10 protein-coding genes are annotated in these 13,372 nt (G+C 65.0%); 5 read left to right on the forward strand and 5 right to left on the reverse strand.

All coding sequences use genetic code 11. The features are described 5' to 3' along the window. On the forward strand, nt 1–214 hold a 214-nt coding region (locus ACE3SS_RS12785; RefSeq protein WP_374594513.1), incomplete at its 5' end, for an isocitrate dehydrogenase kinase/phosphatase-domain containing protein. A 22-nt stretch (nt 215–236) separates the two neighbouring features. On the opposite strand, the gene ACE3SS_RS12790 is transcribed toward ACE3SS_RS12785, so the two are convergent. Next, entirely contained in the window at nt 237–2,297 is a 2,061-nt protein-coding gene (locus ACE3SS_RS12790) for a methyl-accepting chemotaxis protein (protein WP_374594515.1), read from the reverse strand. Nucleotides 2,298–2,525: 228 nt separating this feature from the next. After that, a complete protein-coding gene (murI, locus tag ACE3SS_RS12795; RefSeq protein WP_374594517.1) occupies nt 2,526–3,389 on the reverse strand; it encodes a glutamate racemase in 864 nt (287 codons plus the stop codon). A gap of 228 nt (nt 3,390–3,617) precedes the next feature. Between murI and ACE3SS_RS12800 the strand changes: the two genes are divergently transcribed. From ACE3SS_RS12800 to ACE3SS_RS12815, 4 genes are all read left to right on the forward strand, one after another. Further along, nucleotides 3,618–4,367: an electron transfer flavoprotein subunit beta/FixA family protein gene (locus ACE3SS_RS12800; protein ID WP_374594519.1), complete on the forward strand. Its 750-nt coding sequence runs from the start codon at nt 3,618–3,620 to the stop codon at nt 4,365–4,367. Nucleotides 4,368–4,380: 13 nt separating this feature from the next. Beyond that, nucleotides 4,381–5,313, forward strand: a complete 933-nt coding sequence (locus tag ACE3SS_RS12805; protein ID WP_374594521.1) for an electron transfer flavoprotein subunit alpha/FixB family protein — start codon at nt 4,381–4,383, stop codon at nt 5,311–5,313. A 95-nt stretch (nt 5,314–5,408) separates the two neighbouring features. Continuing rightward, nucleotides 5,409–7,214 (forward strand): acyl-CoA dehydrogenase, encoded by a 1,806-nt coding sequence (locus ACE3SS_RS12810; RefSeq protein ID WP_374594523.1) that lies wholly within the window; start codon nt 5,409–5,411, stop codon nt 7,212–7,214. Between the two features lie 90 nt (nt 7,215–7,304). After that, nucleotides 7,305–8,258 carry an NAD(P)H-dependent flavin oxidoreductase gene (locus tag ACE3SS_RS12815; protein WP_374594525.1) on the forward strand — a complete coding sequence of 318 codons (954 nt, stop codon included), beginning with the start codon at nt 7,305–7,307 and terminating at the stop codon, nt 8,256–8,258. 25 nt (nt 8,259–8,283) lie between these two features. Here ACE3SS_RS12815 and ACE3SS_RS12820 read toward each other — a convergent pair whose 3' ends face one another. From ACE3SS_RS12820 to ACE3SS_RS12830, 3 genes are all read right to left on the reverse strand, one after another. After that, nucleotides 8,284–10,110 carry an ATP-binding protein gene (locus ACE3SS_RS12820; protein ID WP_374594527.1) on the reverse strand — a complete coding sequence of 609 codons (1,827 nt, stop codon included), beginning with the start codon at nt 10,108–10,110 and terminating at the stop codon, nt 8,284–8,286. Between the two features lie 135 nt (nt 10,111–10,245). Continuing rightward, nucleotides 10,246–10,971, reverse strand: coding sequence for a response regulator (locus ACE3SS_RS12825; RefSeq protein WP_374594529.1), 726 nt, complete (start codon nt 10,969–10,971; stop codon nt 10,246–10,248). 176 nt (nt 10,972–11,147) lie between these two features. Continuing rightward, on the reverse strand, nt 11,148–13,372 hold a 2,225-nt coding region (locus ACE3SS_RS12830; RefSeq protein ID WP_374594531.1), incomplete at its 5' end, for an EAL domain-containing protein.

Raw genomic sequence — 13,372 nt, forward strand, 5'->3', positions numbered from 1 at the left:
TGTGTTCCCCGAGACGTTCGGCCCGTTCCTGCTGGGCAACCCGCAGGTTCGCGAGGTGTTCATGAAACACCATGCCGATCTGCTCGACGCGGCCTTCTGGCAGTCGCACAAGGAACGCATCCTCGCCGGCCATGTGCACGATGTGTTTCCGTACGACGCCTCGCGGCGCTTCAAGAATCGCCTTCCCAGGCCAGAGTCCGCGCCGGACGCGTGAACGGCGGGCGTTCGCGCGCTGGTCAGAACGTCTCCCAGCTGTCGGTTTGGGTGGTTTCTGTCGGCGGTTGGCTGGCTGACTTCGCCGATGTCGATCGGGGGGATGCGGCTTCGACGTCCGACTTCAAGTTTCGCAAGGCAATGATCACGGCTTGCGTGGCATGAGCGTAGGGCGTGCCGCCTTCCAGCATGGCGGCGGCGCGTTGAGACTGCCCCTCGTTGATGAGTTTCGCGACACTGCCCGCTTCGGAGTGGAAGGTCTGATGGCGGCTGACGAGCTCCACGAAAGAAGGCTTGTGGCTCCAGGCTCGCCCGCTGCCGTGCAGCCACTTGCCCAGGGGGCAGCAGTCGTCGCGCGAAATGGTGGCGGCATCGAGCTGCTCGCCTGACAGCACGGCGTTGCGCAGTTTGGTTTTCCATGCCGAGTGCGCGGCCACGGCTTCCGAGAAATCGAACGCTTCGCTGTCGGCGAGGTTGGTGGCGGACGCCTTGGCTTGCCGGCGCAAAGACGTGGCGTCTTCTTCGGCGAGGGATCGCTCGGCACCGTTGAGCCGAAGCAGTCGCATGGTTCGCGTGACATGGCAGACCTGATCGCGCAGCGCGCCGGCAGAGGCGGCCAGCTGTTCGACCATGGCAGCGTTTTGCTGGGTGATCGAGTCCATGTGCGAAACGGCATCGGATATTTGCGCCACGCCCGCTTGTTGCTCGTTCGCCGCGGTGGCGATCTCGCTCAGCAGGCCCGTCACGTTATGAACGGCGGACACCGCTTCGGTCATGCGATGGGCTGCCTGGTTTGTCTCATTGTTGCCGGCGGCCACGCGCTCGGTCGATTCATCGATCAACTGCTTGATTTCTCGCGCCGCGGTCGCCGTGCGCTGGGCGAGCGTGCGTACTTCGGCTGCCACGACGGCAAAGCCTCGACCCGCATCGCCAGCTCGCGCGGCTTCGACGGCGGCATTGAGCGCGAGGATGTTCGTCTGGAAGGCCACGCCTTCGATCACGTGGATGATCTCGCTCATCTTGTGAGCCGATGCGTTGATCGAGTTCATCGCGTCGGCGACTCGCCCCACGGCCTCTTGGCTGGCTTGCGCGATTCCGGCCATCTCCTGCGAGGTTTTCGCGCCTCGGTTGGCCGAATCGTTGGTTTGACGTGCCGTGCCGCTGATCTGCTCCATGGACGCCGCGGTTTGCTGCAGATTGCTGGCCTGCGACTCGGTTCGTGCCGAAAGATCCTGATTGCCGGTGGCGATTTCGGCGATGGCGCCCGTAAGGGTTTTGACTTCGGTCCGGGTGTCATGCACCACGGTTCGCAGGCTGAAGGTGAGCTGGGAGAGCGCGCGTTGCAACTCGCCTGGCAGGCCACTCGCATCAGTGGCGATATCGACAGTCAGGTCGCCCGAGGCGAGTCGGTTGGCTTCGCTGGCCACGCGGCGCAGCGGCCATACCGTGGTGCGCGCCACGGCCCAGGCGCACGCGGCGGCGCTGAGCAATACAGCCACGGCGCCGGCAGTGGGGTGCAGCGCTGCAGCCGCGGCGCTGGTGGTCGTGCAGGCGAGGGTCGTCAAAAAAATCTGCCCGGTTGTGTTCGGGAGCAGCCGGCGCAGGATGCGACCCGGAAGATCGACCCGTGCGACGCGGCCCGCGCGCAGCCCGATGGTGCGCCGGCCAGCTTGAGCCTGCGCGTTCATGCGCGCGTACAAGGCTTCGGCTTGCCGAATCGACGCGGCGTCTGGCGCCGTGCGAACCGACACGTATCCAACGATGCGCGACCCGTCGTAAAGCGGCGAGGCATTGGCCCACACCCAGTAGTGATCGCCGTTCTTGCGCCGATTCTTGACCAGGCCACGCCACGATCGCCCCGAACGGATGGTGTCCCACATGTCGCGAAACGCTTCCGCCGGCATGTCCGGGTGCCGGACGATGTTGTGCGCTTGCCCCAGCAATTCGGCCTCCGAAAACCCACTGACCGCCACGAAGGCGGGATTGCAGTAGGTGATGCGGCCTTTGTCGTCCGTGACCGACATCAGCGGGCGATCGGGCTCGACGGCATATTCGCGGTTCGTGACGGGTTCGTTTATTCGCATGCTTGTTCTCCAGCGAGAGACACTCAAACAACGCCAGCCAAGCGTGATGCCCGGTCGTCGTGCCGATCTTCGGTGGCGTTGGTCGAAGCAGCGGGCATCACGGTGCATGGCGCATGGTGAGCAGAGCTTCATGCTAGTCAGGGTGGCCGATGCCGAATCGCGGATAAGACCGTCGTAGCGGGGGTAGTTGATCTGTCTGGCGCCGGCCGTGACCGTGGCTCGGGTGCGCTAGGTCAGCGTCAACGCGTGCGTGGCGCAATCGAAATCGAGCCACACTCGCGCGATGGAACGCAGGGTGTCGAGGTTGCCGGTCGTCCAGAGATCGGTGGCGGCGTGTAGCGGCTTGCCAGATTCGAGTCGGCCAGCCTCGCGCAATGATTCGACCAGACGCACGGTCTGTCGTGCAACCGGTTCGGCGGTGTCGATGATCTGCACGCCGGCACCCAGGGCGGTTTGCAATTGCGCTCGCACGAAAGGATAGTGGGTGCAGCCCAGCACCACCGTGTCGACGTTCTGCTCTCTCAGGGCGGCGCCGTAGCGGTCGATCAGGGCTTGCAGATCGGGCGACTGCAGGTTGCCGCCCTCGATGGCGTGGGCCAGGCCGGGGCAGGCTTGCAGGTGCACGAACACCTCGTTGCCATGCCGCGCCATCAGGCGCTGGAATTTCTCGCTGCGCAGCGTGCCGGTCGTGGCCATCACCCCGATGCGGCCGTTGCGAGTGAGCTGCACGGCCGGCTTGAGCCCGGGCTCCACCCCCACGATGGGCCAGTCGGGGTGGGCCTGTCGCAGGTGGTGCACGGCGGCCGCGGTGGCGGTGTTGCAGGCGATCACCAGTACCTGAGCGCCTTGGCTGCGCAAGAAGGTGCTGATCTTCTCGGTTCGCTCGACCACCTCGGCCTGGCTGCGCTCGCCGTAGGGCGCGTAAGCCGAGTCCGCCACGTAGATCAGGTGTGCCGTCGGCAGGTGCTGTCGCAATGACCGCAAGATCGATAGCCCGCCCACACCCGAGTCGAACACGCCGATCCGCACCGATGCCAAGTTGGAGGCATCGGGGGGCGACGGCTGAGGGGTTGTCGGCGAGGCGGCTTGCAAGGCGCGGGGCGGGCGGGCGCGGGAGCGCGGAGAGCAGGCAGTCTAGCAGGGGCGGGGTGGCGCCCGCCCGCTCGTCGGCGTGAAGCTTGTCGGGTGCCAAGAGCCACGCAGGTGAGGGGGAAAATTTGCGTTGTCGGTTCAGAAAACGCGTGCAGACCCCGGAAGAACCATTAGAATCGAACGGTCGTGCTATTTTAATTCACTAGCCTATTCGCAGGAGAACATCGCATGAAGGCACTGGTTCCGGTCAAGCGTGTCGTGGACTACAACGTGAAGGTCCGCGTCAAGTCCGATGGCACGGGCGTAGACATCGCCAACGTCAAGATGAGCATGAACCCGTTCGACGAAATCGCCGTCGAAGAGGCGACTCGTCTGAAAGAGAAGGGCATCGTGACCGAGATCATCGCCGTGTCGGTGGGGGTCGCTCAGTGCCAAGAAACCCTGCGTACCGCGATGGCCATTGGTGCCGACCGCGGCATCCTCGTCGAAACCGATGCCGACCTGCAGCCGCTGGCCGTGGCCAAGGTGCTCAAGGCCCTGGTCGACAAAGAAAAGCCCGAGCTGATCATCCTGGGCAAGCAAGCCATCGACGACGACTGCAACCAGACCGGCCAGATGCTGGCTGCGCTGGCTGACCTGCCGCAAGCCACCTTCGCCTCGAAGGTTGAAGTGGCTGGTGGCGCCGTGTCCGTGACCCGCGAAGTGGACGGCGGCTTGGAGACCGTGAAGCTGTCGCTGCCGGCCGTGATCACGACCGACCTGCGCCTGAACGAGCCCCGCTACGTCACGCTGCCGAACATCATGAAGGCCAAGAAGAAGCCGCTCGACACCGTCAAGCCGGCTGACCTGGGCGTGGACGTGACCCCCCGCATCAAGACCCTGAAGGTCTCTGAGCCGCCCAAGCGCAGCGCTGGTATCAAGGTGGCCGACGTGGCAACCCTGGTGGGCAAGCTGAAGAACGACGCCAAAGTGATCTGAGGAGAGACCGAACATGACCGCACTCGTCATTGCTGAACACGACAACGCCTCGCTGAAGGGCGCCACCCTCAACACCATCACCGCTGCCAAGGCCGCTGGTGGTGACGTGCACGTTCTGGTCGCTGGCAACGGCGCCGCCGCTGCTGCCGCTGCCGCCGCTCAAGTGGCTGGCGTGAGCAAGGTGCTGCTGGCTGACGGCGCTGCCTTTGCTGACGGCCTGGCTGAAAACGTGGCTGCTCAAGTTCTGGCTGTCGCTTCGAGCTACTCGCACATCGTCTTCCCCGCGACCGCCTACGGCAAGAACGTGGCTCCCCGCGTGGCTGCCAAGCTCGACGTGGCCCAGCTCTCCGAAATCACCAAGGTCGTGAGCGCCGACACGTTCGAGCGTCCGATCTACGCCGGTAACGCCATCGCCACCGTGCAATCGGCTGATGCCGTCAAGGTCATCACCGTGCGTACGACCGGTTTCGACGCTGCCGCCGCCACCGGTGGTTCGGGCGCCGTTGAAAACCTGGCTGCCGTGGCTGACAGCGGCAAGTCGAGCTTCGTGGGCCGTGAAGTCACCAAGAGCGACCGCCCCGAGCTGACTGCCGCCAAGATCATCGTGTCGGGTGGCCGCGCGCTGGGTTCGAGCGAGAAGTTCAACGAAGTGCTGACTCCGCTGGCCGACAAGCTGGGTGCTGCTCTCGGTGCTTCGCGCGCTGCCGTGGATGCTGGCTATGCCCCCAACGACTGGCAAGTGGGCCAGACCGGCAAGATCGTGGCTCCGCAGCTCTACGTGGCTTGCGGTATCTCGGGTGCCATCCAGCACTTGGCCGGCATGAAGGATTCGAAGGTCATCGTGGCCATCAACAAGGATCCCGAAGCCCCGATCTTCCAAGTGGCCGACTTCGGCCTCGAAGCCGACCTGTTCGCGGCCGTGCCCGAGCTGGTCAAGGCACTGTGATTTTTTGAGGACATGACTTCACTGCGGTGAAGCTCATCAACAGGGCGCCCACGGCTTCGGTCGTGGGCGCCCTGATTTCGTTTACGGAGAATTAAATGACCTATCGCGCCCCCGTCAAAGACATGCTGTTTTGCATGAAGGAACTGGCTGGTATCGAAGACGTGGCCAAGATCCCCGGCTTTGAAGAAGCAGGCTACGAAACTGCTCAAGCCGTGCTCGAAGAATCGGCCAAGTTCTGCGAGGGCGTTCTGGCGCCGCTGAACTTTGAAGGCGACAAGAACCCGGGCAGCTGGAACAACGGCAAAGTGACGACCGCCCCCGGTTTCAAAGAGGCGTTCAAGCTGTTCGGCGAAGGCGGCTGGCAAGGTCTGCAACACCCGGTCGAGTTTGGCGGCCAGGGCCTGCCCAAGACCATTGGTGCAGCTTGCCTCGAAATGGTCAACGCGGCCAACATGAGCTTTGCACTGTGCCCGCTGCTGACCGACGGCGCGGCTGAAGCCCTGCTCACCGCTGGTAGCGACGAGCTGAAGGCGAAGTACCTGCCCAAGATGATCGAAGGCACCTGGACGGGTTCGATGAACCTGACCGAGCCGCAAGCCGGCTCCGATCTGGCGCTCGTGCGTACCAAGGCAGTTTCGCAAGGCGACGGCACCTACCGCATCAGCGGCCAGAAGATCTTCATCACCTACGGCGAACACGACATGGCCGAGAACATCGTCCACCTCGTGCTGGCTCGCACGCCCGATGCGCCCGAAGGCGTGAAGGGCATCAGCCTGTTCGTGGTGCCGAAGTTCCTGGTGGGCGACGACGGTTCGCTGGGCAAGCGCAACGACGTGTATTGCGCGTCCATCGAACACAAGCTGGGCATCAAGGCCAGCCCCACCACGGTGCTGGTCTTCGGCGACGACAAGGGCGAAGTGGGTGCCGGTGCCATCGGCTACCTGGTGGGCCAAGAGAACCGCGGCCTCGAATACATGTTCATCATGATGAACGCGGCCCGCTTTGGCGTGGGTGTGCAAGGCGTGGCGATCGCCGACCGCGCTTACCAGCATGCCGTGGCCTACGCTCGCGACCGTGTGCAGTCGCGCCCGGTTGATGGCTCGCTGCCGGGCTCGGGTCCGATCATTCATCACCCCGATGTGAAGCGCATGCTGCTGACGATGCGCGCCCACGTCGAAGGTTGCCGCGCGATGGCTCTGACGGCCGCTGCAACGTATGACGCTGCGCACCACCACCCCGACGCTGACGTGCGCAAGCAAAACGCTGCCTTCTATGAATTCATGGTGCCGCTGGTCAAGGGCTTCAGCACCGAGATGAGTCTCGAAGTGACCTCGCTGGGCGTGCAAGTGCACGGCGGCATGGGCTTCATCGAAGAAACCGGCGCGGCGCAATACTACCGCGACGCGAAGATCCTGACCATCTACGAAGGCACGACGGCCATCCAGGCCAACGACCTCGTGGGCCGCAAGACGTCCCGCGACGGTGGCACCGTGGCCAAGGCGGTTGCCAAGCAGATCGAAGCGACCGAAGCCGAACTGGGCAAGCGCGACAGCGTGGCTGCTCGCACGGTTGCCAAGCGCCTGAAGGCTGGTCGCGAAGCCTTCTTGCAGGTGGTCGACTTCGTTGCTGGCAACACCAAGGCCAGCCCCAATGCGGTGTTCGCGGGTAGCGTGCCTTACCTGATGCTGGCGGGCAATCTGGTCGCCGGATGGCAGCTGGGTCGCGCCCTGCTGGTGGCTGAAGACAAGGCCGCTGCAGGCGAAGACGTCGACTTCATGCAGGCCAAGATTGCCACGGCTCGCTTCTACGCCGATCACATCCTGACCAAGGTGCCGGGCTTGCGCGACACCATCGTCGAGGGTGGTGACAGCGTGAGCGGCTTGGCGCTCGACGCGTTCTGAGCTGGCTGATCAGTTGAAAGCCTTGCTTCACAGCTGATTGATCCGAAGGGCCCCTGCGAACCAGGGGCCTTCTTTTTTTCTGGAGACGACATGCCTTTGCCCCAAGTTCTGCAAAACCTGCCGCTGCCCATCATCGCGTCGCCGATGTTCATCATCAGCACGCCCAAGCTGGTGATCGAGCAGTGCAAGGCCGGTGTGGTGGGCTCGATGCCCGCTCTCAACGCGCGTCCGGCCGAGCAGCTCGAAGAGTGGTTGATCGAGATCACCGAAACACTGGCGGCCTACAACCAGGCTCACCCCGACAAGCCGGCCGCGCCGTTCGCCATCAACCAGATCGTGCACAAGAGCAACGACCGCCTGGAGCACGACCTCGCGATGTGCGTGAAGTACAAGGTGCCCATCGTCATCACCTCGCTGGGTGCGCGCGCCGATGTGAACGAGGCCGTGCACAGCTATGGCGGCGTGGTGCTGCACGACGTGATCAACAACACCTTTGCCCACAAGGCGATTGACAAGGGCGCGGATGGCCTGATCGCGGTCGCGGCGGGCGCGGGTGGCCATGCCGGCACCACCAGCCCGTTCGCGCTGATTCAAGAGATCCGCGAGTGGTTCGACGGCCCCTTGGCGTTGTCGGGCTCGATCGCCACCGGCCGTGCCGTGCTGGCCGCGCAGGCCATGGGCGCGGACTTCGCCTACATCGGCTCGGCCTTCATCGCGACCGAGGAGGCTCGTGCGGTTGAGGGCTACAAGCAGATGATCGTCGAGTCGAGCAGCCAGGACATCGTCTACTCGAATCTCTTCACCGGCGTGCACGGCAACTATCTGCGCGGCTCCATCGTGAACGCGGGTCTCGACCCGGCCAATCTGGCGCAAAGCGATGCGAGCAAGATGAATTTTGGCGGCGACGCGGCCAAGGCCTGGAAGGACATCTGGGGTTGCGGGCAGGGCATCGGTGCGGTCAAGCGGGTGGTGCCGACGGCCGAACTGGTGGCTCGCTTGAAGGCCGAATATCTGGCTGCCAAGCAGGCGCTGTGCGCCGCTTGAGCCAGGCTTGATAGCGGGGCGCGGCTTACGTGTTGCCGCGCACGCCCAGCTTGAACGCGATCAGCGCGCGCAGCTTGTTGGGCACCACCGGTTTGAGCAGGATGTGGAAGTTGTGCTTGCGGGCCTCTTCCTCATGGCCAATCATGCTGCTGCCGGTGACGATGATGGCCGGGATGTCGTTGCCCAAACGTTCGCGCACCGCCTTGATGGCGTCGATGCCGGTGCGCTGCTCGGGCAGGCGGTAGTCGACGATCAGCAGATCGGGCTTGGTGTCGGCACTGGCCGCCCAGGTTTCGACGTGCCCGACGGTGTCGAACGCCGCCACCGTGGCACCCCAACCCTTGAGCAGCACGCTCAGGCCTTCGAGCACGGCGGGTTCGTCTTCGACGACGACAATGAAGCGGCGATCCAGCGTCAGGCCAATGGGGCCCTTGCTGCTGGTGGGCAGGGCGCTGCCGCTCCAGCGCGGTGCCTTGCCAACGGGCAGCATCAGCGTGAAGACGGTGCCATGGTTGACGCGAGAGCGCAGGGTCAGCGGGGCCTCCATCAGATCGGCCAGACGCTTGACGATGGCCAGGCCCAGCCCCAGGCCCTTGCGATGATGCGGCTGCAGCGGGCGTGCGCTTTGCACCTGGTAGAACTCTTCAAAGATCCGGGCCTGCTCTTTTTCGGTGATGCCGATGCCGCTGTCCCACACCTGCAGGCACAGGCGGTTGCCGCGCCGGCGGCAGCTCACCAGGATGCCGCCGTCCTCGGTGTAGCGGATGGCGTTGGACACCAGGTTGCGCACGATGCGCTCCACCAGCATCGGGTCGGCATGGGCGAAGTGCTGCTCGCCGTGGAAGCGCAGCGACAAACCCTTCTCGAACGCCGTGGGCTCGAAGTGCAGCCGCATGCGGGCAAACAGATCGCCGATCGAGAAGTGCTCGGGCTCGGGTTCGACGCCGCCGGTGTCGATCTTGGTGATGTCGAGCAACTCGCTGAACAGACCTTCGAGGGCATCGACCGAGCTGTTGATGCTGTTGACGAGGTGCACGACCTCTTCGTCTTTGCTGCGCTGGCGCAGCGCCTCGGCAAACAGGCCCATGGCGTGCAGGGGTTGGCGCAGGTCGTGGCTGGCGGCAGCGAAGAACTGCGTCTTGGCTCGACTGGCGAGCTCGGCCTGCCGCTGCGAGGTCTCGGCCACGGCCATTTCGGACTTCAGCTGCGTGGCCAGCTCTTCGGTGTGCACCTTGAGGCGCACCATGTCGTCGAACACATTGCGGAAGGCCCGGCCCAGCGAGACGGTGCCGATCAGCATGAGCAACCAGATGCCGGCCAGCTCCAGGTGATGCGGCTCGGGGTGGGCGACGATGCTGCCGACGATGGGCAGGAAGTACAGCACGGTGGTGCTGGCGAACAGCCAGGATCGATTCGCCACGGTGGGTACCGCGCCCATGCCGTAGGTGTAGATCATCAGCATCAGGGCCACGCGCTCGAAGGTGGTGCCGTAGCCATACAGCGCCACTTCGGCGAAGCCCCACATGGCTGCGCTGGCAATGACGCCGGCGCTCCAGTAATTGAGCCAGGTACGGTATTGGTCGATGCGTTCAAGCCTGGCGCGGCGGAACTGGAACAGCAGCCCCATGCGCGCCAGCCAGATGACGCTGAACAGTCCGGACCACGTCCAGAGCAGGGCAGCCGGCGCCAGATCGCGCATGATGGCGCTGAATACCACGATGCCCAGAAAGTGCCCGAGCATCGGCACCCAGGTCTGGGCGTAGATGGATCGAACGCGGTCGGGCAACAGCGAGGGGTCGTCGTTGGTGGCGCGAATCGGAAGGGTGTCGGCGAACAGGGAGGGGGTGGGCATCGCGGCGTTCCTGAGCGGTCAGGTTGCCGGGGAGCCGGTCTGCCGCAATCCGGTTGAAACGGGGCTATCCGGAGCGGCCGACTGCCAGGCGCTACGGGTTGAGCCCGCGCATCATACTGGCGCGGTCAGCCGGTATCAGCGTTGGCCCGGCCGCCAGGCCGAGAATCCGCCGTTGTTCTGCAGCATCTGGCTGACAGCCAGCACGGCCTGGGTGCGCGAGCTCACGCTCAACGCGCGCAGCACGGCGGCCACGTGGTCCTTGACGGTTTCGACGGACAAGCCCAGTTCGCGGGCAATCAGCTTGTTGGGTTGACCTTGCAACAGCAGGGCGAGGACGTCGGTCTGGCGTGGCGTGAGACCGAGCGAAGCCAGGTGCGGCGTGGTCTGGAAGCCGCCTTGCTGGGCTTGCATGCCCACCGAGCGCAGCGGTGGAGCCGGTTCGGGCGCGGGCGCGGGCGAAAAATCGCTGCCCATGCTCATCGGGGGCACGTACACGCCGCCCGACATGACTTGCTGCAGTGCCTCGAACAGCACTTCGTTGCTGGAACGCTTGGGCACGAAGCCCATGGCGCCCATGTCGATGGAACGGATCACGTCGCTCGTGCGATCGGAGGCCGAGATGACCACGACAGGCAGGGCCGGGTAGGCGGTGCGCATTTCGGCCAGCAGATCGAAGCCGTTGGTGTCGCCCAGCTGCAGGTCGAGCAGGACGAGATCGAAGTTGGGGGACGCCTTGAGCGTGTCGCGTGCCGCGTTGGCGTTGGACACCCCTGTCACGGTGACGTTGTCGCCCAGGCCGAGGATCACGCTCTTGAGTGCGGACAGGATCAGCGGATGGTCGTCGATGAGCAGGACCTTCATGGGCGTTCCTTTGGGCTCAGGGAAGTGTTGAGCGGTGTGTGCGATGGAAGGGGGCCGCCGCAGTCGGCACAAAAGGCTCGGGCGGCCTGGCGCGGTCGAGCGCGCAAGCTCCGGATCGTAATGGATGACCAGGGGTTTGCCTTGCCCTCTCAGGAGGGAGGGTCTGTTTGCCCGGGTCAGGGGTTGGCGGTGCGGGCCCCCTGTGGATCCCAGGTGGCGAGCAGGGCGACGAATTCAGCGGCCGGCGTGGGCTTGCCGAACAGGTAGCCCTGGGCCATCTGGCAACCCCATTTGGCGAGGTGATCGCGTTGCGCCTCGGTTTCGACGCCTTCTGCGACGAGTTCCATGCGCAGCGCGTAGCCCAGGGTGACGATGGCTTGCGCCAGGGCCGCGCTGTCGGGGTTGGTGGTGAGATCGCGCACGAACGAGCGGTCGATCTTGAGCGTGTCGATCGGGAAGCGCGTGAGATAGCTCAGGGCCGAGTAGCCGGTGCCGAAGTCGTCGATCGCGATGCTGAGGCCGGCGTCGTGGAGCTGGCCGAGGGTCTTGCGGATGTCCGAGTGGTCGTTGAGCAGCAGGCCTTCGGTGATCTCGAGCTCGATCCAGGCCGGCGCGCAACCGGTTTCCTGCAGGCTGTCGAGCACGGTCTTGACCAGGTCTCCCTGGTAGAACTGCCGCGGCGACAGGTTGACGGCGATCTTCAGCGGCGCGGGCGACGTGCCGCTGTTCCATTCGACGGCCGCCAGGCAGGCCGTGCGCAGCGCCCACTTGCCCATTTCGATGATCAGCCCGGTGTCTTCGGCGACCGGTATGAAGCGGTCTGGCGGCACCAGGCCGCGCTCGGGGTGGCGCCAGCGCATCAGCGCTTCGGCTCCCATGATCTGGCCGCTGCCCAGGTCGATCTTGGGCTGGTAGAACAGTTCCAGTTCGTCGCGCTCGATGCCCTTGCGCAGATCGGTTTCAGTTTTCAGCCGCTCGAGCGCGGAGTCGGTCAGCTCGCGCGAGTAGAACTGGACGTTGTCGCGGCCCTGCACCTTGGCGTGATTCATGGCGGCGTCGGCGTGGGCCATCAGCTCGTCGACGTCGGCGCCATCGGGCGGATACATGGCGGCGCCGGCGCTCACGGTGATGACCAGCTCGTTGCCGTTCAGGGGAATGGGCAACTCGAAGACTTTCTTGATCCGGGCCGCGACCACGCTCAGATCGCTGGCTTGGCGGATCTGGGGGGCGATGATGGCGAATTCGTCGCCGCCGAGGCGGGCCACGGTGTCGTAGTCGCGCAAGGCCTGGGCCAGCCGCTCGGCCACGATCTTGAGCAGGGCGTCGCCCGAGGCGTGGCCCAGCGAGTCGTTGATCTTTTGAAAGCCGTCCACGTCGAGCAGCACCAGGCCGACGCTGGTGCCGCGTCTGGCGGCCTCGGTGATGGCGTGCTTGAGCCGGTCGTGGAGCAGCGCGCGATTGGGCAGCTCGGTGAGCGGGTCGTAAAACGCGAGCTGGTGCGTCTGCCTTTGCAGGGTCTTGATGGAGGTGACGTCTTGCGTCACGCCCAGCGCACGCTTGGCTCGGCCATTGGCGTCGTATTCAAAGCGCACCCAGTTGTGCACCTCGCTGACCGTGCCGTCGGGCAGTTGCAGACTGTGCTCGAAGCGGATCTCGGGCAGCCGCTGCTTCAGCGCGTCGTGAAACCCGTTGGCGACGCCCGTTCGCTGGTCGAGCGGGATCAGCATCAGGAATTGCTCGAAAGACAGGCTGTCGTAGCCGATCAGGCCCAGCGCCTCGCGGCCGGTGGCGCTCACGCTCGACTGGTTGGTGGCGTAGTCCCATTCCCAGTGGCAGACCTTGGCGATGCGTTGCGCGTCTTCGAGACGCCGCTGGGTGGCTTCGAGCGCGGTGATGTCGCGCCCGACGGCCAGCACGCTCACCACATTGCCGGCGCTGTCGCGTTCAGGCACGATCCGCATCTGGATCGTCGCGGGCTCGCCCGCGGCGGTCTGCCAGCCGTAGAGGAATTCGCGCTCCTCGCCGGTGGCGAAGGCCTCGCGCAGCGCGGCTTCATAGGCGCGGCTTTGCGTGTTGTCGAGGTAGTCGGACGGCTTGTGGCCGAGCAGGGCGTCCGGCGTGCTGTTGGCCAGTCGCGCCAGCGTGGCGTTGACGTAGGTGCGCCGGCAATCGCGGTCGTAGCGCGCCACGGTGTCGGGGGTGTGATCGACCAGCACGCGGAATTCATGCTCGCGCTTGCGCAGCCATTCTTCGGCGTGGCGATGCTCGGTGATGTCGCGTGCCACGACCAGCACGCCTTCGACCAGGCCGCGCGAATCGATCTCCGGAATGAACCGCGCCTGGCAGACGTGTTGGCGCCCTTGCGGGTCGGCCCATTCGATCTCGGTGGATTGCTGGGCGC

Origin of the sequence: Aquabacterium sp. (assembly GCF_041915145.1) — a bacterium.
GTDB lineage: Bacteria > Pseudomonadota > Gammaproteobacteria > Burkholderiales > Burkholderiaceae_C > Aquabacterium.

What these genes read in the sequence shown, in the direction of transcription:
- ACE3SS_RS12810 (WP_374594523.1), top strand. Translation starts at nt 5,409, where the DNA reads ATGACCTATCGCGCCCCCGTCAAAGACATGCTGTTTTGCATGAAGGAA.
- ACE3SS_RS12820 (WP_374594527.1), bottom strand. Translation starts at nt 10,110, where the DNA reads ATGCCCACCCCCTCCCTGTTCGCCGACACCCTTCCGATTCGCGCCACC.
- ACE3SS_RS12790 (WP_374594515.1), bottom strand. Translation starts at nt 2,297, where the DNA reads ATGCGAATAAACGAACCCGTCACGAACCGCGAATATGCCGTCGAGCCC.
- ACE3SS_RS12800 (WP_374594519.1), top strand. Translation starts at nt 3,618, where the DNA reads ATGAAGGCACTGGTTCCGGTCAAGCGTGTCGTGGACTACAACGTGAAG.
- ACE3SS_RS12805 (WP_374594521.1), top strand. Translation starts at nt 4,381, where the DNA reads ATGACCGCACTCGTCATTGCTGAACACGACAACGCCTCGCTGAAGGGC.
- ACE3SS_RS12815 (WP_374594525.1), top strand. Translation starts at nt 7,305, where the DNA reads ATGCCTTTGCCCCAAGTTCTGCAAAACCTGCCGCTGCCCATCATCGCG.
- ACE3SS_RS12825 (WP_374594529.1), bottom strand. Translation starts at nt 10,971, where the DNA reads ATGAAGGTCCTGCTCATCGACGACCATCCGCTGATCCTGTCCGCACTC.